We start from the raw sequence: 17,926 nt of genomic DNA on the forward strand, positions 1-17,926 counted from the left end.
GACGATAACGCAAGCGCTATTTCGTTGAGAGATGGTCTGATTGTCGCGGCGCGACAATCATCGTGATCCTTTGATTGTCGCGCGTGTCGGCGGGCGTCCCGCCCCGCGTGCTTGGTCGATGGCTTCCTTTCGACGATAGCTGTCGACGTTCATTTCGAGGATCGTTGCGTGGTGCACGATACGATCGATGGCGGCGAGCGTCATCGCTTGGTCGGAGAAGACTTTTCCCCATTCGCCGAAGGGCTGGTTGGCGGTGATGAGCATGGATCGGCGCTCGTATCGCGCGCTGATCAGTTCGAACAGCACGCTCGTCTCCGCCTGGTCCTTGGTGACATAGGCCAGATCATCGAGGACCAGCAGATGATATTTGTCGAGTTTGGCGATCGCGGCTTCGAGGGCGAGATCGCGGCGCGCGATTTGAAGCTTTTGCACAAGGTCGGTGGTACGGGTGAACAGGACGCGCCAGCCCTTCTCGATCAAGGCCAAACTGAGCGCCGCCGCGAGATGGGATTTCCCGGCGCCGGGCGGCCCGAAGCACAACAGATTGGCTCCCCTTTCGAGCCAGGCGTCGCCGGCCGCGAGCGCTTGCACCTGCGCCTTCGAGATCATCGGCACCGCGGTGAAGTCGAAGGTGTCGAGGGTCTTTCCGGGCGGCAATCGCGCTTCCTCCAGATGCCGTTCGAAGCGGCGGCGGTTTCGCTCCACCATCTCCTGTTCGGCGAGGGCCGCCAGGAAGCGGGCGGCAGGCCAGCCTTCCTTGTCGGCGGTCGCCGCCAGGGCGGCCCAGATCAGCTTGATGCCGGGCAGTCGCAGCTCGCCGAGCAGCAGGTCGACGCGCGCGGCGTCGATCTTGTCGGTCGCCTTCATGCCGCTTCTCCAACGCCTGTCGCGATCTGATCGTAGATGGCGAGAGAGGGCAGCTTGACGACGACGACAGGCAATGGGGCGTCCTTTGGCCGGAAGCGTTCGATCAGCGCAGCGAGATCGGGAAGGCCGCCGTCGTCGAGAGCAGCCTGCAACGCGAGGGCGAGTTCGGCCTCGCAGGCGCGCTCGTGGGCGAGCGCGAGTATCCCCACCATGGCGCGGCAAGCGGGTCTCTCACCGAGATCGGCGAGCAAGGCGTCGAACGCCAGGGCAAAGGCTCGGCGGGGAAAGAGTTGATCGCGATAGACCAGATTGAGCAGCGCCATCGGCTTGCGGCGCAGGGAGTGGATGACGTGACGATAGTCGACGACATGGCCATGTTTGCCGTTCGGCTGGGGCCGACCGCGCCGCAAGATGACGATAGGCGTCGAGCCCTGGAAGCATTCGAGCCGATCGTCATAAAGGCGCACCCGCAGCCGATGGCCGATCAGTCGCGAGGGAACCGAGTAGAACACCTTGCGCAGCGTGAAGGCGCTGGAGCTGGTGACGTCGACGTTGACCTCCTCGTAATCGGCGGTCTTGCGGACCGGCAGCTTGTTCAACGCCATCCGCTCTTGATCGATGCGCTTGGCGTTGCGGAGGTTGCCGCGGCCAACGATGTCGTCGACGAAACCGCGCCATGCCGGAAGATCGTCAAAGTCGCGCGAGGCGCGCAGCATGAGAGCGTCGGCGAGCGCTCTCTTGAGATGGCCGTGGGCGCTCTCGATCGAACCGTTCTCGTGGCTGACGCCGGGATTGTTGCGGGTCGGCGTCATGCCGTAATGAGCGCAGAACGCTTCGTAGCGCTTCGTCAAATCCTCCCTGGCGTCGGCGTCGAGATTACGGAAGGCCGCCGAGAGACTGTCGCTGCGATGTTGCTCGGGAACGCCGCCCAGCGCCCACAGGGCGTTCTGGAGCCCTTCCGCCAGCGCGACGAAGCTTTCGCCGCCGAGCACGACATGAGCGTGTTCGAAGCCCGAGAACGGCAAGCGGAAGTGATAAAGTCGGCAGTCTAGGATTTGGCCGGCGATGGTGACGCCGAGATCGTCCACTTCCGTGAAATCCGACAGTCCCATCCGGCCCGGCGGATGCTCCTGGCGAAAGATGACCTCCCGATCCGGGCCGTTCACCGCCCGCCAAACCCGGATGCGGCGCTCGAGGGTTCGCCGCGTTCCGGCGCCGAGGTCTGGATGGCGGCGGCAGAGTTCTTCGAAAACGGCGATCGGTCTCAGTCCGGGCGCCGCCTTCAACATCGGGACGACTTCATTGTCCCAAACATCGGCGAAGGGATCGGCTCGCCGTCGTTCTCGGCGCGCCTTCTTCTGGCTGGGAAGCCGGGGATCCGTTTCGAACCGGTAGCCGGTTGCCGTGCTGAATCCGGACTTCGCGCCGGCAATCGCCGGCGAATGGTTGCGACGCAAGTTCATGAATAGCCTCATCTGACGATCGGTGACGTGTCGGCCGGGCAAAACGTCGGTCCTCTCGACAGAGAAGCCCGATGCTATTCCAACCGCCGTGACCGCCAGACGAGGCCACTTGGGCGCTCGCCGCCGCCCCGGGGATTTCTACGGTCGGGCTACGCCCTTCCTTCGCAATCCCCGGGGCGGCGCATTCTCATCCTGATTGTCGCGCCATTCTCATCCTGATTGTCGCGCCGCAAGGGGCCGGCGACTCACGCGGAGTCGCCGGCCCCTTCTGGGGTCGCCCACCCTTGCGATGAGATCGCTACAGGTCCAGCTTGCATCGACTACACTCTGCGAAGGAAACAGCAAAAAGATGCCCAGAAAGAAGACCGCGCATCGCACTCCTTGGACAAAAGAGGACGTGCGCGAACTCAAGGTCCACTCGAAAGCGAGGACGCCGGGTCAAAGATCGCGAAGGCGATGAAGAGGACGGAAGGCGCCATCAGGCAAAAGGCGCTGGTGACAGGGATCGGCGTCGGGCATCGCCGCTAGCTGCGCAACTCGGGGGGCCGCGCAAGGCTGAACTGACTGCCGCGCGCCGCTTCTGTCTGCGGGCCTAGTTGCGGGCATCCCACAAACTTTGCGTACCGCGCACGATCTCGCAGCCGGAGCTCGATCTGAGAGACGACTGGCAGCGGGCGATGTCGCGTCTGGGGATACGCTGAGGCGCAACTCGACCCGGTTACCCGAAATGGTCCGCCGGTTCGCGGCGACCACTTAACACCGCTGACTCACTCGGTTGTTCGGGCCTCACCCGAGGAGGACGTGCGACCAACAGGGCTTGTCATCGATATCACCTTTGTAAAGGTCGGCTCACGGCTCATTGCGACAAACCAGACCGAAGGGGCCAGGATTAGCCAAAGCCAAAGCAGCGTCATCATCCTTTTTCTTCCCTCTGTGTCCAATCCGCAAAGCGCAGCCGATGAGGATAAATACGGGAGTAGATGAGGGAAGTTCCTTTCCGGCGACGAGAGGACGTCATCGAAATCGAGTTCGGCTCAGGGAGCACTCGCTTCGGCAGGTTCTTGTCGAACATGCTCGGATGCTCAAATACGTGCGGTCCGCGGCCGACGGCGGCGGGATCGCCTCCGGCGCCGAGGGCGAGCCACACGGCGAAGCTCATCGTTGGGTCTTCCCGCCTGCGAGGCGCATCGGCAGCACGAGCCGCAGCGAGTCGGGCAATCTGACGAACCCGTGCGCCGCGTAGAAGCCGGCCGCCGCTTCGTCGAGTGCGTCGACGACCACCATCGAGGATCCCACGGTGCTGGCGCTCTCGAACGCCCGCTGCAGCGCATCTGCGAGAAGAACCGCACCCAGACGCTGTCCTTGGCGCTCCGTCGCCACGGCCAGTCGACCGATCAAGGTCGCGCTCACGAGCGGATAGCGAGGGATGTGCTTTCGAGCCGCCTCTGGAACGTCGCCCTGCGACACCGCCATAGCGGCAAGGGTGTAGTAGCCCAGGATACGGGCCGGTTCGGCGACCTCGGTCAGGACGAACACGGCGTTCGCCTTCCGGCGGACGTCCTGCCCGGCTTGAGTCTTGAGATAGCGATCCAGGCCTTCAGCGCCACAAGTGAAGCTGTCGCGATCATGCTGCTCGTCGAGGAGCGCGACCCGAAATTCCCCGGATCTCTTCTTGGCCATTCACCGGGCAACCCGGCGCTTATGATCCGCGAACGCCCGCTGCAATCGCTCGCTCGGGGCAGGGGGAGCGACCAGGACGTCGAAGAAGACAGCCCGGTCCCGTTCAGACAGGACGAGCGTCTCATGCGCGGCGATAGTCCGCCGGGCGGCATCCGTAAGCGCCGTCATGCAGAAGTCCGTCAGCTTGCGTCGCTCGAGTTGGGCCGCCCGCTCGATCAGAGCCTTGGTCGGTTCGTCGACGCGAAAGCCGAGCCGCTCCTCTCGAAATCGCCGATCGCGCTTTGCTGTTGTGGCCATGGAACGCCTCCAGCCAAATATGTACGTCAAACGGACTAACATTTCAAGGCGCTGTCGATTGTCGTCGTCCCGCAGGTCATCGGTTCTCGCCGGGCAAATCGCTCAAGCATCTCGGCCCGGCCGCCTCGGGCCGAGCGATGAGAGTTCGAGCAGGCCCGCGCAGCTGGTAGCGATGTCAAACTGGGCGATTCTTCCTCTTCTCAAAAAAACGTGGCTGATCCGATTACGCACAAGAGCCGGCGAAAGGAGTGTGCAGATGCCGATGATCCAACTTATCTACGCCTCACGCCCGTTCGATTTCGACGAAGGCACCCTCGTCGCAATCCTGACGGTTGCGCGAAGCGCAACAATCGCGATGGCATTACCGGGGCGCTGATCTGCCGCAGCGATTTGTATCTGCAGTTGCTCAAGGACCGCGAGAAAAGGTCGACACTTCGTATCAACGAATCCAGAGGGATCGTCGTCACCTGGAGGTCAAACTGCTCTGCCGCCGCAACGTTACCGAGAGACTGTTTCCGGGCTGGGCGATGCGCAACGATCCCGCGCGATCGTGGATGTGGAACCAGGCGGAGGTGGATGCCGACGCAATCAATCGCGCGACGGAGGCTGAGGCCGTCGCAATTTTTGAGCGCCTGGCCCGCGAACCCGCCTGACAGACGCCGCTATTGCGGCTCGGTCGCTTTGCGCTCCGCCATACAGAGCCTTGGCGCACTCCGCTCAATCGACGTCCGCCAACTTCAGCTCGTGCTACCAGCCGTAACCCGGCCAGCCGAAATGGCGGTGTAATTGTTGCTCGCTGAGTTGGTCCTCCAGGGCCAGCGGATCCCAGGACGGGGCGGATTTCACCTTATCGCGCGTGACCTCGACATTGACTCGATGTTCGGACCAGTCGATGTCTTTCACCGCAAACGGCGCAAGTCGGACATGCTTTCCCGGCCACCAGTCCCGGGTAGCAATGACGAGATAGCGGATGTCCCATTTAACGTCGTCGGCCAAGGAGATTCTCCACGTGGCCGAGGTCGCCGTCCGTTGCGTGGACGTGATAGCCGTTGACAGAAGCGACACTGCGAAGATGCGGATCGCCCTCGCTGCGATGGCTTTCCCTATCTGACTCCTGACGCGCTGCGTTCTCCGAAAAGATCAGCGGCTGCAAAAGCGGCGCAGCGATGTCGCTTGCGCCAAAGTACGTCGATCCCCACGCTGGATCCCATCCATAATGGTCGTAGACGTCGGACTCCATTTGCTTCGTCACCGGCTCATCTTGGCGCGCATCCGGGCCGGCCTCGATCTGCTCCTTGGTCAGCCGAACGGACACGACCAGCGTGTCTCCCGTACTCATCATTGGCAGAACGCGCTTTACCGGAAGGGCGAGGTCCAACGGAGCGATTGCCGAGGGATGGACCAATATCTGTCGACCGGGCAACCAGTGTCCGGTGTCAACGACCATCCAGCGGACTTTCCAACTGCGGTCGTCGAACAGGAGGTCCTTGACAGAGCCGGCGAGTCCGTCCCCTGCCCGCACGGGGCATCCGCGTAAACCACTAGCGGCAAACAACATGGTACGGGTCCCTCCTGATAGCGCCCTCGTGGGTTTTAACTGGCGGCGACGGGCGGAGGACGGCATGTGACCCATCGTATCTGGCGATGAGGGTTTTCTCATGAGAAGATCGGTCGAGGGCTGGCCCTAATTGGGTCGGTCAAGCCTTTCTGACGGCGCAAACCCGATTTCAATCGGCCCGGAATGATCGCTCGCGCCGGGGTTGGTGATCGGGACCCCGTGGCGGACGACCACGGCCGTCCGCCACGCAGCCGAGGACAAGCTCCCGCGACGTTAGATTTGCGCGGTCTTCTGCATCGAATCGAACTGCTTTTTCACAGGAGCGAAGGCGGCAGTAAAAACGGAAGTGGTCAACTGAGCTATTAGACGACTATCGCTGACGGCGGCTTCGACGCCGTCCTTGATGAGTTTCTGCTGCAACTCGATGAACTCTGTCGGGCTTTTGACGGCGGATATCGCCTGAATCGCGGTGGTCAGATTCTTGGCGTTTTTTGTCGCCAGTTCCTGATACGCTTTTGTCAACTCCTGAAGAGCTGCCCTCGATGCATTGCCGCTCTCGGTCAGAGCCGCGGCGCCGCCTTTCATGACGGCTTCTGCAGCCCGGCTGCTCTTGGCGATCTCGGCATTGGTTTTGGCGATGTTCTCAACGATCGGATTGGCCATAGCTGGACGTCCTTCAATAACAGGGCCGGTTTCGACCCCCGACGCTAACGTGCGGCGAAAAGGCTGCAAGACTCGGAAACTACCCACTCCCGGTCCGCGACGCCGAGGTCAGGTCGCCCGGCCTTAGCGTGTTGAAGACCTGCGCCCATGGCGCCGGGGCTTCGCTCGACACCGTGGACGGTCGTTCCCTCGGGCGTCGAAGCCGTCCGCAACTTCGCAAATGCCGTTTCCAAGGACGGCTGGGTACTTTCCGAGCCTATCCATGCGCCGTCGCCCTTCGTAACGGATTTAGGGGTGAGCTTATGCCACGTCATCGATCCGATCTCGAACAGGAGAAGGCCATGTCTGACGACCAGCGCCTAAAACAGGCCGTGCTCGACGAGCTGCAGTGGGAGCCGAGCGTAAATGCCGCCCATATCGGAGTCGCCGCGAAAAACGGCATCGTAACGCTTATGGGGCACGTCGAAAATTTCGCTGAGAAATCCGCAGCGGAGAGGGCGGCGCGTCGGGTCAACGAGGTCAGGTCTGTCGCCGAGGAAATCGAGGTCCGGCTGCCCTTCAATGTCAAACACGGCGATGAGGAAATCGCCTCCGCGGTAGCCAATCGGTTGCAATGGGACTCAGCATTTCCAAAGGGGGCCGTGAAGGCGAAGGTCGAAAAAGGTTGGGTCACCTTGACCGGCGAAGTCGACTGGCACTACCAGCAAGACGCCGCCGAAAACGACGTTCGCAGGCTCTGGGGCGTCACCGGGGTTTCCAACGATATCGCCATCAAGCCGAAGCCGAACGCATCCAACATTCGCGACAATATCATGGTCGCATTGGACCGGTCATGGGTCGACCGTGCAACGATCGACGTGACCGCCGAGGGTGGGAAGGTGACGCTGAGCGGCACAGTCGACACATCGTTCGAACGGGAGGAAGCAGGCTCTACCGCCTGGGCCGCACCAGGAACGACCTCTGTGCAGAACGACATCACCGTCAGCTGAAGAGCTTATTTCCCGCCAACTATCGAACCCGGTTGGCGGGCGGGACAACTGCAGATGCTCGCCCGGCCACCACTCCCTGACGCGAGCCATCGAACGCACTTGAGTCAATGCGGCTCCGGCAGGAGCCTGAGGGCAATTTGATGAAGGCGATGGTGCTCAAAAAGCCGCACACGCCGCTCGAATGGACGGAGCTGGCCGACCCGCATCCCGGCCCCGGCGAGATCAGAGTGCATGTGCTCGCCTGCGGCGTCTGCCGCACAGACTTGCATGTGGTCGACGGCGAGTTGCCGAACGCCAAGTCGCCGATCATCCCTGGCCACGAGATCGTCGGACGGATCGATGAGATCGGGAAAGGCGTCACGAGTTTGAGGGTAGGGGAGAGGGTCGGCATTCCATGGCTCGGCCACGTCGATGGCGCGTGTCCGTATTGCCTGGAGCACCAGGAGAACCTGTGCGACCACCCCCTGTTCACCGGCTACACGCGCGACGGGGGCTACGCTACCGCGGCGATCGCCGATGCGCGATTTGCGTTTCCCCTCGGCGAGACGGGAAGCGACGTCGAGCTCGCGCCTCTGTTATGCGCCGGCTTGATCGGCTGGCGCTCTCTGAGGATAGCGGGCAAGGGCAGGAAGCTCGGAATCTACGGCTTCGGCGCCGCCGGGCACATTGTGGCGCAGGTCGCCAGATGGCAAGGCCGGGAGGTGTTCGCCTTCACCCGGCCTGGAGACGTCGGCACACAGGAGTTCGCCAAGAGCCTTGGCGCAGTGTGGGCGGGCGGGTCCGACGAGACGCCGCCCGAGAAGCTGGACGCAGCGATCATCTATGCGACCGTCGGCGCTCTGGCGCCGCTGGCGCTCAAGGCGGTCCGAAAGGGCTCGCGTGCCGTCTGCGCCGGAATTCACATGAGCGATATCCCCAGCTTTCCCTATGAGGTCCTGTGGGAAGAGCGGCAGCTAGTCTCCGTCGCCAACCTGACACGGCAGGACGGGATCGATTTTCTTGCGCAGGCTCCCCAGATCGGCATCGCCGTCAAAACGACGACCTACCCTCTTCAGGAGGCCAATCAGGCGTTGGCCGATCTGCGGGCCGGCAAGTTCGACGGAGCCGCGGTGCTGATACCGTGAATTCCTGCCTGCGCCGACGACACGATTCGCCACGCCGACGCTCAAAGTCGCCAAAAGCCTGATCGCGCGGCCCCGCGCGATAAAACGGAAGGGTAAAGCCATGAGCTACCAAAGCGTCAACCCCGCTGACGGCAAAGTGCTGAAGACTTTCGAGGAACTGACCGACAAAGAACTCGAGGGCAAGATTGCAGCCGCTGCGGGGTGCTTCGACACCTGGAAGCGCAAGACGTACCGAGAACGAGCGAAAATCGTCGCCAAGGCAGCGGCCCTCATGCACGAGAGGGTCGAGGAACTGGCGCACGTCATGACGCTCGAGATGGGCAAGCGCATCCATGAGGCGCGCGGAGAGGTCGAATTCAGCGCGACCATCCTCGCCTACTACGCCAAGAACGCCGAGCGCTTCCTGGCGGATGTCGAACTCCATCCGGGTCTTGGCGAGGGCCATATGGAGATGAGCCCGCTCGGCGTCATTTTCTGCGTCGAGCCTTGGAACTTTCCGTACTACCAACTCGCCCGCGTCGCCGGTCCGCATCTGATGGCGGGCAACGTCCTGTTGGTGAAGCATGCCGGGATCGTGCCGCAATGCGGGATCGCCTTTGAGAGGCTTTGGGTCGAGGCGGGCGCCCCCGTCGGGCTCTACACCAATCTTCTGATCTCGCATGATCAGTCCGATCGGGTCGTGGACGACTCCCGGATCAAGGGCGTAGCCCTGACCGGCAGCGTCGCAGCAGGCCAGAGCATCGCGGCGAGAGCAGGACAGAACCTGAAGCCCTCGTCGATGGAACTCGGCGGCAGCGACGCCTTCATCGTCCTCGATGACGCCGATCTCGAACATGCGATCAAGTGGGCTGTTTGGGGGCGCATGTACAACACCGGGCAAACCTGCTGCGCGGCAAAGCGGTTCATCGTTGTCGACAGCCTCGCGGACACGTTTTTGGAGAAATTCAAGACGGCGCTCGCGGCCCTGAACCCGGGAGATCCGCTGGACGAGAAGACGACTCTCGGCCCGTTGTCGTCGGAATCGGCGCTAATCGACCTCTTGAAGCAGGTCGAAACAGCGGTCTCCCACGGCGCGAGAGTCCTGATTGGCGGCAAGCGCTTCGAGCGCCCCGGATCGTTCATGCAGCCGACGATTCTGACGGACGTCAAGCCAGAGAACCCAGCCTTCCGTGACGAGTTCTTTGGCCCAGTCGCAATGTTCTTCAGGGTCAAAGACGAGGACGCGGCGATTGCGCTCGCCAATGACTCCGACTTCGGATTGGGCGGCTCCGTCTTCACCAAGGACCTTGCGCGCGGCAAGCGGGTGGCGAGCCGGATCGAGACGGGCATGGTGTTCATCAACAACATATCTTGGTCCGACGCCGAATTGCCGTTCGGCGGCATCAACCACTCCGGATACGGCCGCGAACTCGGCGACATGGGCATCCAGCAGTTCGTGAACAAGAAGCTGGTCCGCCATGTCGAGGCCGAAGCGCCTGTGTGAAGCGAGGACGCCCTGCCGGCGCGCTTATAGACGCGCTGCGGCGCTCGTCGTCGCGATCGATGTGCGACCCAATGATCCGGACGGCGTCAAGTTCTGCCACGCCGCTCCACGCGAAGAGGAGGTCCCCATCACAACAAAGATTGCAATCCTCGATGATTGGCAAGACGTCGCGCGGAGCAGCGCCGATTGGTCGAAACTGGCCGCTCGCGCCGATTTGGTGTTCTTCGCCGAGGCTTTTGCAACGGAGGACGAAGCTGCCGTCGCGCTCGCGGATTTCGACATTCTTCTCACGATGCGGGAGCGCACGGCCTTTCCGGAAACACTCCTCTTTCGTCTACCCAAACTGCGCATGATCAGCGTCACCGGCGCTTCCAATGCGCTGCTGGACGTCACGGCTTGCACTCGTAGGAGTATCACGGTCTGCAACACGGCCGGTGCTCCCGGCGCGCCCTTCGCGACGGCCGAACTGGCGCTTGGCCTGTTGATCGCCGCGGCCCGCGCCATCCCGACAGCTGATAGGACCATGCGCGCCGGCGGCTTCCAACGCGGCGTGCCCGTGGGCTTAGGCCTCGCCGGCAAGATCCTCGGCATCGTGGGACTCGGGCGCCTCGGCGCCCGCATGGCGCGATACGCAGCGGCGCTCGACATGAACGTGATCGCCTGGAGTCCGAACCTGACCGAAACCAAGGCTCGTGAGGCCGGCGCCCGCCTCGTCAGCAAATCGAATCTCATCGCCAGTTCGGACGCCATCTCCGTGCACATGGTGCTCTCGCCTCGAACCCGCGGCATCATCGGGGCCGAGGATGTTGGGCGAATGAAGCAGGGCGCCATTCTGATCAACACCTCGCGGGCCCTTTGATCGACGAGCCCGGTCTCATCGCCGCCGTCAAAGCTGGCAAGATCATTGCAGCGCTCGACGTTTACGACAAAGAGCCGCTACCCTTGGACCATCCTTTTCGCGGTTCAGGTCATACGCTGCTTACGCCCCATCTTGGGTACGGGGTCGCCGAGACATGGCACGATTTCTATCCTCGGAGCGTCGAGAATGCCGAGGCCTTCCTGGATGGCAAACCTATCCGGGTTTTGAACCCGCCATAGAGGACGCATCTTGGCGCGTGACGACAGCCTCAGAAATCACTCCTTGCAGCGTTTAACAAGAGCGTGGTCGCTCGAGCGATCGGACCAGCCCAACACCTTCGGGCGTGGACGCTGTAACGATCACCTCGGCTGTCGGGGTCGCGGCTGCGGCCCCTGAAACCAGCGATCGCGTTTGTCGAGCGCTAGTCCATTCTCATTGCGAGGCGCGAGTAACATGCATGTCCGACAGATCGAACGCCACCGAGCGGGGCGCACCGGGTGGCTGCGTGCGGCGGTCCTTGGAGCGAACGATGGCCTTCTATCAACCGCGAGCCTGGTGTTGGGCGTCGCCGCGGCGCACGGAAGCCGCAGCAGCGTCCTCATCGCCGGCTTCGCCGCCCTGGTCGCTGGCGCCATGTCAATGGCTGCGGGCGAGTATGTATCGGTGCATTCGCAGAAGGACACCGAGGACGCCGACCTTGCGCTCGAACGCACGGAGCTTCGAACGAACGACAAAGGCGAGCACGAAGAGTTGGCGGAAATCTACGTTGATCGCGGCCTCGATCACGCGCTCGCAGAAAAGGTCGCCGATCAGCTCATGGCGCATGACGCCCTTGGCGCGCATGCGCGCGACGAGCTCGGCATCACGCCGACTCTGGAAGCTCGTCCGATCCAGGCTGCGCTGGCGTCAGCGGCGAGTTTCATTCTCGGGGCGGCCATGCCGCTGATCGTGGCGGCGTTGGCTCCGCAGGCGAGTGTCCTTTACGCCGTCCCGGCGTCGTCACTTGTCGTACTGGCGGCCCTGGGAGCACTGGCGGCGCGGACGGGCGGCGCGCGGATGGCGCCAGGCGCCTTGCGGGTCACCTTCTGGGGCGCGCTGGCGATGGGCGTCACGGCGGGCGCCGGCGCATTGTTCGGAACGATTGTTTGAGATCAATCGAAGCGAATATGCGCACCTCCTCTCGCCAGCCTCGGGGGCAAATCTCGCGTCCAGGCCGCCGCTTCGAACCCCAGATAGGCCCTCGAGGCGAGTTCCGCGAGCGAGTTGATGAGAGCGAAGCGCGAACGCCTATGTCAGATCGTCCGGAGGGTTATTTCATCCGTCTCCCGCGCAAGTAGCCCTTGTTCGTCGTGTTTTGCTTGATATTGGCCGTGTCGCCCTGCTCGCAAATGTTCTGTTCGTCCGGGTGTCCCTTGTGGCGGACTCCTGATGGTCCTCGAGGCCCTTCCGGCTGCGGTTGGCGATCGGGGCTCGCGCATACGCTTGGACAACGCGTCCTCCACGAAAGCGACGGTGCGCGTTCGCGCTCGTGAGCGAAATGGAGAAAGCGGGATTGAAGCAAACCGCCCGCTTCTCGCGCGAGATCGCTAGCAGCTCAAGTGTAGCGATGAATCGTTTCGTTCGCAGTGGTTGTCAGGGATATAGGGCGTAATTCGCCCCTCGTCGTATTCATCCTCGCCGGAGAGGGCGGCAAGCTTTGAACGATTGGCTTGGGAGTCGATCTCCTGCGCAACGCCACGCGGGAATGCTTTGGCTACGAGCTGCTTCCAGCCGTTCGCGATTTGACGCCAGTCCATGCATGCCTCCTGCTTCGCACATCATCTGAATGAACCGTTGATCGGAGGGTCGCCAGAGCCGGAATCTACTCATGCCGACGTTGCCCGATAGGACCGGGCCATTCGAGCGGCCTGACTTCGCAATCGGCGGCGTAGGGAAGCGCGACCGCCACGCGAAGCTTTGAACGCCTCGGAAGATGCCGTCGCTATCGTAGCGGACTTGCTCATCGTTCGGGCAGCCCTGTCAGATGCGTCCGGACACGCGAACCAGCCACCGCCTCCTCCGCTGTCTGATGGGCACAGACCCTGAGTCTGACGCCCGTTGGCTTGGCAAACCCGAGAATCCCACCAACAGGTCCGACGGCCTGAGTGTTTTCCGACTCTATCGACCGCGAGACATGCGAGGCAGCATTTGTAGTGGCGCTCGCACGTCCTTAAGTCGCGTCCAACGTGGATTGAAACTCATTGCAACGAAGAAATGAGATGCTCATGATCAAACACGATGCGGTACCCGTACCTCCAGCGAGGAGCGGTCCGAACGCAGAGACCGACTTAATCGACGTTTCGACATGGCGATGGCATGTGAGCGTCATTTTGCGGGCGCAGCGCGAAGCCGAGATCAATCCCGCCTCGAATTTCAAAAGTCTGAGGGCAAAGCTCTTTCGTCAAGGCTACGGCCGAAGGCCTTCCCTCGATCTGGATCCGTCAGCTTGAACGCTTACGCATTTTCCGAACCTGATGGACCAGGTCGGCGACCGTATTGTCTTCGAGATATCGACGGGCAGCTCGCACACTGCTGCCCTCGAGAAACGGCCCGCGAGCGGTCAGGAAAGCATCATGAAAGCATCCCAAAAAGCCAATAGCGGCAGCACGGCCGCCACAAACCTCTCATCCGTGACGGGTGCGCATCGTCGTACGCTTGAAGCGATTTTCCGTCACCCTTCAGCACACAATCTCGAATGGAGCGACGTGGTCGGACTGATCGGAGAAATCGGCGACGCCCACGAGAAGGCCAACAGTGAGTTTGCTTTTGAAGTCGGGGGCAAACGTCACGTCATGCACAAACCCCACACCAAGGATCTTACGAGCTCCGAGGTGATGGATATTCGCCATTTCCTGATGCAAGCCGGATTCTCGCCCGAGCACTCGTCCCAAGCAGCCGCCCATCCCGATCCAACCGCTCCAAATCTGCTCATCGTCGTGGATCATCACGGGGCGAAAATCTTCCAGGTCGACGTCACGTCCAATGACGCTTCGGAACATGTCATAAGGCCCTATGATCCGCATCACTTCCTGCATCACCTCGTGCACAAGGACCAATTGCGGGAGCAGGGCCAACGAGCGCCCGAAGAGCCCGCCTACTATGAGGAAATCGCTAACGCAGTAGCCGCGGGCGGCAGAATCGTCGTGGTGGGCCATGGAACCGGCAAGAGCGACGCCGCGCATCACCTGACCGAATATCTGAAATCGCATCACAGCGAAACGTATCGACGCATCGTTCGGCAAGTTGTCGCGGATCTCTCCAGCATCACCCCTCCCCAGCTATTGGATCTGGCTCGAGAGGCGCTGCGCGCGTGATCCTACGACGGCCATGCGGAACCAGCGGGAATACGGCGATTCACCTCGCCGTGTTCTCACTCGATCTTGGCCAAGTGGAGAACTCTGACCGCACATCTCAAGCGTCCCTTATCGCCTGAGGACGATCGCGGAACGGAACTCTTTCACCCAGCCACGCCCGAGGGAATCGGCCCCTGACTATATGACGCTTTGACGCGGGCATGCGTAGTTTCCGATCCTTTCGGCGGAACCCGGGATGCGGTTGACGTGGGAACCGGTCCCTCTCTGGTGGCGGGCGAAGAACGCGGCCGCACGGGACGTTCCCACACGCAGAGCAGCGAAAATCGATGTTGCCGAGACCACGGCGGACGCGGGCAAGACGGCGGAAGCGCGCGTGATCAAGGATCTATCAGATGACCCTCCTCGAAATCGACAATAAGGCAGTCATTCCTCCGCCCCCTACCGCTGCCGCGCCCGTTGCGCCGGCGGCTGTCGGGTCCGGCGAGCCCGGGCCAGATCAGATTTGGCAGGAATCAGCGAGCCGCTTGTTGGCTCGGCTGAAGACGAAAATTGGCGGTCTGACGACAGCGGAATCTCGGTCCCGACTCGCCCTCTATGGCGCGAACGACGCCTCGGACGTCAAAACCGTACCGCTCTGGCGACAGTTCCTCGTCCGTTTTGAAAATCCGCTGATCATCATCCTCCTGATCGCAAGCGGAGTGTCCGCGGTAACCGGCGGCGCGGCTAGCTTCGTCGTCATCGCGGTCATCGTGATGTTGAGCGTCGTATTTGATTTCGTCCAGGACGTACGGGCCCAAAATGCGGTCGCGTCCCTGCGGGCGTCGGTGTCCGTGCAGGCGACCGTCAGGCGTGACGGCGTTGCGGTCTCGGTTCCGATCAGCCAATTGGCGCCCGGCGATATCGTCGAATTGGTTGCCGGCGATCTCGTTCCGGCGGATTCGCGTTTGCTCGAAAGCCGAGACCTCTACGTCAACCAGGCTCTGCTGACCGGTGAACCCTATCCGGCCGAGAAATCCGTCAGCGACACCGCATCCGGCGAGGAAAACCCGGCGGGCGCGTCCAATGTCGTATTCGCGGGCACCTCCGTCATTAGCGGAACCGCGACTATCCTGATCTGCCGGACCGGCAGCAGGTCGGCGCTCGGCCAGCTTGCGACCAGCCTGGCGGAGAAACCGCCGGCGACCGACTTCGCCCTCGGTATTCGTCGCTTCAGCATGCTGATCATGCGCTTCACGGTGGTGCTGATCGTGTTCGTGCTCGCCGTGAACGTCTGGCTCGCACGGCCGGTACTGGAATCGATACTGTTCGCTGTCGCCCTCGCCGTCGGTCTGACGCCGGAGTTGCTGCCAATGATCGTTACGGTCACGCTCGCCCGCTCGGCCATGCAGATGGCCAAGCGGAAGGTGATCGTGAAGCGCTTGTCCGCGATCCACGACGTCGGCGCCATGAATGTTCTATGCACCGACAAAACGGGGACGCTGACGGAAGCGAAGATCAAGCTGCTGCGCGTGATCGACGGCAGCGGCGCCGAGAGCCCGAACGCCTTTTCCTACGCCTATGTCAACAGCAAGTTCGAGACGGGCATAAAGAGCCCGTTGGACGAGGCGATCCTGTCCGCTCGTCCGTTCGACATGGCAGGCTTCAAAAAGATCGACGAGGCGCCATTCGATTTCGAACGGCGGCGAGTTTCGGTTCTGGTGGAGCACGGCGGGAAGCGCGGCTTGTTCGTCAAGGGCGCGCCCGAGGATATGCTTCGCCTGTCCAAGCAATATCAGGACGCCGACGGCGTGGTGAAGGGTCTCAACGCCGATAGGCGCGCCGACATTCAGGCGACCCTCGATGGACTGGGTGCTCAAGGCTTCCGCGCGCTAGGTATCGCGAGCCGGCTGGCGGATTCGACCGCCGCCACTGCGAACCAGGATCGCGCGGTGATCACCGATGAAACCGATATGGTTTTCGCCGGTTTCGCGGTCTTCCTGGATCCCCCGAAAGCGAGCGCGGGCGCGACGATCCGGGACCTGGAAAAGGCTGGCGTCGCCGTAAAGCTGGTGACAGGCGACAATGAACTGGTCTCCCGCCATGTGTTTGCTGAGATCGGAGTGCCGGTCACCGGTGTGCTGACCGGGGAAGCGCTCGACCGAATTTCTGAAGAGGCGCTGATCGGGCAGCTACCCCGGACCAATCTGTTCTGCCGGATAAATCCGCAGCAGAAACATCGCATCCTGCTGGCCATTAAGCGACGCGGCGATGTGGTCGGATTCCTGGGCGATGGGATCAATGATGCGCCGGCGCTGCACGCCGCCGATGTCGGAATTTCGGTCGAAGGCGCGGCCGACGTGGCTCGCGCCGCCGCCGATTTGATTTTGTTGGAGCCGAACCTCGCAGTGGTCGGCGACGCTGTCGCCGCTGGGCGCGCCGCGGTCCAGAACGTGACGAAGTACGTGCTGATGGGCGCGAGTTCGAATTTCGGCAACATGTTCAGCATGGCTGGCGCGACCTTGATCCTGCCCTTCCTCCCGATGCTGCCGATCCAGATCTTGCTCAACAATCTGATCTATAATATTTCCGAGGTCGCGATTCCGTTCGACAACGTCGACCCGGAGACCGTGGTCAACCCGATTAAGTGGGACATCAAACTGATCGAACGCTTCATGCTCGTTTTCGGTCCCGTCAGTTCAATCTTCGATTTCATTACCTTTTACGCGATGCTGTTCTTCTTTCACGCCGGTGAGGCTCTGTTCCAGACCGGGTGGTTCATCGAATCGATAGTGACCCAGACATTAGTCGTTTTTTGTATCCGAACGAGGCGGCTATTCTTTCGCAGCAAGCCGGGCGAGTTTCTGACCGTCATGAACATAGCGGCGGTAGCCGTGGCTATCGGTCTTCCGTTTCTCCCCTGGGGTGTGGGCGTCTGGTTTGGTTTCGTCGCGCCTCCGCCGAGTTTCTTCGTGTTCCTGGTGATTGCGACCTTAGCTTACCTCGGACTGGTCGAGATATCGAAGCTCCTATTCTATCGCTTCACATCGGGAACGCGACCAAGCGCAGCGAAATAGAGCGAGAACGCATCCTCTACTGGGGGCGCCATTGATGCTGGCATAGCAGCCCTCCAGTCGTCTTCGAGGGAAGAGGAAAGGGGGCTGACCGATGCCGGCGTTGGAGATGCGTTCCGTCTCGGTGAGGTGGCCGGCAGCGCGCATGAGCGCCGCTTGCGCGGCGGATCGCTCAGTCGGCATGGGTTCTAGCGGGCTATCATTCTACGCGACTACGCGATCGAACGTCGCGGACCGACGTCAATCAGCCTTCAGCCGCCAAGCCAGAGCCACCCGTGAAACGCCTCCGGCCGAATGCTCACTCCGCATTTTTCGAGCGACTGCGCTTTGGGTCCATCCGACTCCGTCACCGCGAACCACGGCATGAGTAGATTCCGAGTCTCGCGGCGCCACTGCTCTCACTGGTAGCACCCAATTTTGGCCGGGTGCCTCATGCCAGTCATCGTATCGCTTTCGACAAAGCTGGGAGCCCAAATGGCGGTGGCGCCAGGACGCGAAGCGAAAAGAGCGGCCGACGAGTCCAAGTGCGCCGCGGCATCA

16 protein-coding genes and 2 pseudogenes are annotated in these 17,926 nt (G+C 62.0%); 8 read left to right on the top strand and 10 right to left on the bottom strand.

Annotated elements, in window-relative coordinates:
• Nucleotides 1-57: 57 nt before the first annotated feature.
• From istB to DFR50_RS17255, 5 genes are all read right to left on the bottom strand, one after another.
• Nucleotides 58-867, bottom strand: coding sequence for an IS21-like element helper ATPase IstB (gene istB / locus DFR50_RS17240; RefSeq protein ID WP_113890515.1), 810 nt, complete (start codon nucleotides 865-867; stop codon nucleotides 58-60).
• Nucleotides 864-2,372, bottom strand: coding sequence for an IS21 family transposase (gene istA / locus DFR50_RS17245; RefSeq protein ID WP_113890516.1), 1,509 nt, complete (start codon nucleotides 2,370-2,372; stop codon nucleotides 864-866). Before istA ends, istB begins: the two co-directional genes overlap by 4 nt.
• 871 nt (nucleotides 2,373-3,243) lie before the next feature.
• On the bottom strand, nucleotides 3,244-3,489 hold the full coding sequence (locus DFR50_RS31465) for a hypothetical protein (RefSeq protein WP_147262796.1): 246 nt from the start codon (nucleotides 3,487-3,489) through the stop codon (nucleotides 3,244-3,246).
• Entirely contained in the window at nucleotides 3,486-4,010 is a 525-nt protein-coding gene (locus DFR50_RS17250) for a GNAT family N-acetyltransferase (protein ID WP_113890517.1), read from the bottom strand. Before DFR50_RS17250 ends, DFR50_RS31465 begins: the two co-directional genes overlap by 4 nt.
• On the bottom strand, nucleotides 4,011-4,337 hold the full coding sequence (locus DFR50_RS17255; protein WP_245427880.1) for a type II toxin-antitoxin system TacA family antitoxin: 327 nt from the start codon (nucleotides 4,335-4,337) through the stop codon (nucleotides 4,011-4,013).
• Between the two features lie 302 nt (nucleotides 4,338-4,639).
• Between DFR50_RS17255 and DFR50_RS17260 the strand changes: the two genes are divergently transcribed.
• Nucleotides 4,640-4,960, top strand: a complete 321-nt coding sequence (locus DFR50_RS17260; protein ID WP_245427882.1) for a BLUF domain-containing protein — start codon at nucleotides 4,640-4,642, stop codon at nucleotides 4,958-4,960.
• Nucleotides 4,961-5,054: 94 nt separating this feature from the next.
• Here the strand turns inward: DFR50_RS17260 and DFR50_RS17265 are convergent, their stop codons facing one another.
• The 4 genes and pseudogenes from DFR50_RS17265 to DFR50_RS17275 form a co-directional block, all read right to left on the bottom strand.
• Nucleotides 5,055-5,303, bottom strand: a complete 249-nt coding sequence (locus DFR50_RS17265) for a hypothetical protein (RefSeq protein WP_113890519.1) — start codon at nucleotides 5,301-5,303, stop codon at nucleotides 5,055-5,057.
• On the bottom strand, nucleotides 5,287-5,754 hold the full coding sequence (locus tag DFR50_RS17270; protein WP_210208946.1) for a hypothetical protein: 468 nt from the start codon (nucleotides 5,752-5,754) through the stop codon (nucleotides 5,287-5,289). Before DFR50_RS17270 ends, DFR50_RS17265 begins: the two co-directional genes overlap by 17 nt.
• A 12-nt stretch (nucleotides 5,755-5,766) precedes the next feature.
• Nucleotides 5,767-5,967: pseudogene (locus DFR50_RS33470) on the bottom strand (hypothetical protein); the annotation flags it as partial.
• 171 nt (nucleotides 5,968-6,138) lie between these two features.
• Nucleotides 6,139-6,528 carry a phasin family protein gene (locus DFR50_RS17275; protein ID WP_113890521.1) on the bottom strand — a complete coding sequence of 130 codons (390 nt, stop codon included), beginning with the start codon at nucleotides 6,526-6,528 and terminating at the stop codon, nucleotides 6,139-6,141.
• 341 nt (nucleotides 6,529-6,869) lie between these two features.
• On the opposite strand from DFR50_RS17275, the gene DFR50_RS17280 reads away from it, so the two are divergent.
• From DFR50_RS17280 to DFR50_RS17300, 5 genes and pseudogenes are all read left to right on the top strand, one after another.
• Nucleotides 6,870-7,517, top strand: a complete 648-nt coding sequence (locus DFR50_RS17280; protein WP_113890522.1) for a BON domain-containing protein — start codon at nucleotides 6,870-6,872, stop codon at nucleotides 7,515-7,517.
• A 140-nt stretch (nucleotides 7,518-7,657) separates the two neighbouring features.
• A complete protein-coding gene (locus DFR50_RS17285) occupies nucleotides 7,658-8,641 on the top strand; it encodes a zinc-dependent alcohol dehydrogenase family protein (RefSeq protein WP_113890557.1) in 984 nt (327 codons plus the stop codon).
• 100 nt (nucleotides 8,642-8,741) lie between these two features.
• Nucleotides 8,742-10,124 carry an NAD-dependent succinate-semialdehyde dehydrogenase gene (locus DFR50_RS17290; RefSeq protein WP_113890523.1) on the top strand — a complete coding sequence of 461 codons (1,383 nt, stop codon included), beginning with the start codon at nucleotides 8,742-8,744 and terminating at the stop codon, nucleotides 10,122-10,124.
• Nucleotides 10,099-11,222: pseudogene (locus DFR50_RS17295) on the top strand (D-2-hydroxyacid dehydrogenase family protein). The gene DFR50_RS17290 and the pseudogene DFR50_RS17295 overlap by 26 nt, the downstream one beginning before the upstream one ends.
• A gap of 214 nt (nucleotides 11,223-11,436) precedes the next feature.
• Nucleotides 11,437-12,132 (top strand): VIT1/CCC1 transporter family protein, encoded by a 696-nt coding sequence (locus tag DFR50_RS17300; RefSeq protein WP_113890524.1) that lies wholly within the window; start codon nucleotides 11,437-11,439, stop codon nucleotides 12,130-12,132.
• Nucleotides 12,133-12,569: 437 nt separating this feature from the next.
• On the opposite strand, the gene DFR50_RS31470 is transcribed toward DFR50_RS17300, so the two are convergent.
• Complete coding sequence (locus DFR50_RS31470; protein WP_147262797.1) at nucleotides 12,570-12,779, bottom strand: hypothetical protein; 210 nt, start codon at nucleotides 12,777-12,779, stop codon at nucleotides 12,570-12,572.
• A 717-nt stretch (nucleotides 12,780-13,496) separates the two neighbouring features.
• Here DFR50_RS31470 and DFR50_RS31475 point away from each other — a divergent pair.
• Entirely contained in the window at nucleotides 13,497-14,336 is an 840-nt protein-coding gene (locus tag DFR50_RS31475; protein ID WP_147262798.1) for a hypothetical protein, read from the top strand.
• Nucleotides 14,337-14,728: 392 nt separating this feature from the next.
• On the top strand, nucleotides 14,729-17,389 hold the full coding sequence (mgtA, locus tag DFR50_RS17310; protein WP_113890526.1) for a magnesium-translocating P-type ATPase: 2,661 nt from the start codon (nucleotides 14,729-14,731) through the stop codon (nucleotides 17,387-17,389).
• Nucleotides 17,390-17,926 lie beyond the last annotated feature (537 nt).

The sequence above is a fragment of the Roseiarcus fermentans genome (assembly GCF_003315135.1).
GTDB classification, from domain to species: Bacteria; Pseudomonadota; Alphaproteobacteria; order Rhizobiales; family Beijerinckiaceae; genus Roseiarcus; species Roseiarcus fermentans.

Excerpts from the sequence above, each read along its gene's own strand:
- istB (WP_113890515.1), bottom strand. The coding sequence starts at position 867 with ATGAAGGCGACCGACAAGATCGACGCCGCGCGCGTCGACCTGCTGCTC.
- DFR50_RS31465 (WP_147262796.1), bottom strand. The coding sequence starts at position 3,489 with ATGAGCTTCGCCGTGTGGCTCGCCCTCGGCGCCGGAGGCGATCCCGCC.
- DFR50_RS17250 (WP_113890517.1), bottom strand. The coding sequence starts at position 4,010 with ATGGCCAAGAAGAGATCCGGGGAATTTCGGGTCGCGCTCCTCGACGAG.
- DFR50_RS17270 (WP_210208946.1), bottom strand. The coding sequence starts at position 5,754 with ATGGTCGTTGACACCGGACACTGGTTGCCCGGTCGACAGATATTGGTC.
- DFR50_RS17275 (WP_113890521.1), bottom strand. The coding sequence starts at position 6,528 with ATGGCCAATCCGATCGTTGAGAACATCGCCAAAACCAATGCCGAGATC.
- DFR50_RS17280 (WP_113890522.1), top strand. The coding sequence starts at position 6,870 with ATGTCTGACGACCAGCGCCTAAAACAGGCCGTGCTCGACGAGCTGCAG.
- DFR50_RS17285 (WP_113890557.1), top strand. The coding sequence starts at position 7,658 with ATGAAGGCGATGGTGCTCAAAAAGCCGCACACGCCGCTCGAATGGACG.
- DFR50_RS17290 (WP_113890523.1), top strand. The coding sequence starts at position 8,742 with ATGAGCTACCAAAGCGTCAACCCCGCTGACGGCAAAGTGCTGAAGACT.
- DFR50_RS17300 (WP_113890524.1), top strand. The coding sequence starts at position 11,437 with ATGCATGTCCGACAGATCGAACGCCACCGAGCGGGGCGCACCGGGTGG.
- DFR50_RS31470 (WP_147262797.1), bottom strand. The coding sequence starts at position 12,779 with ATGGACTGGCGTCAAATCGCGAACGGCTGGAAGCAGCTCGTAGCCAAA.
- DFR50_RS31475 (WP_147262798.1), top strand. The coding sequence starts at position 13,497 with ATGGACCAGGTCGGCGACCGTATTGTCTTCGAGATATCGACGGGCAGC.
- mgtA (WP_113890526.1), top strand. The coding sequence starts at position 14,729 with ATGACCCTCCTCGAAATCGACAATAAGGCAGTCATTCCTCCGCCCCCT.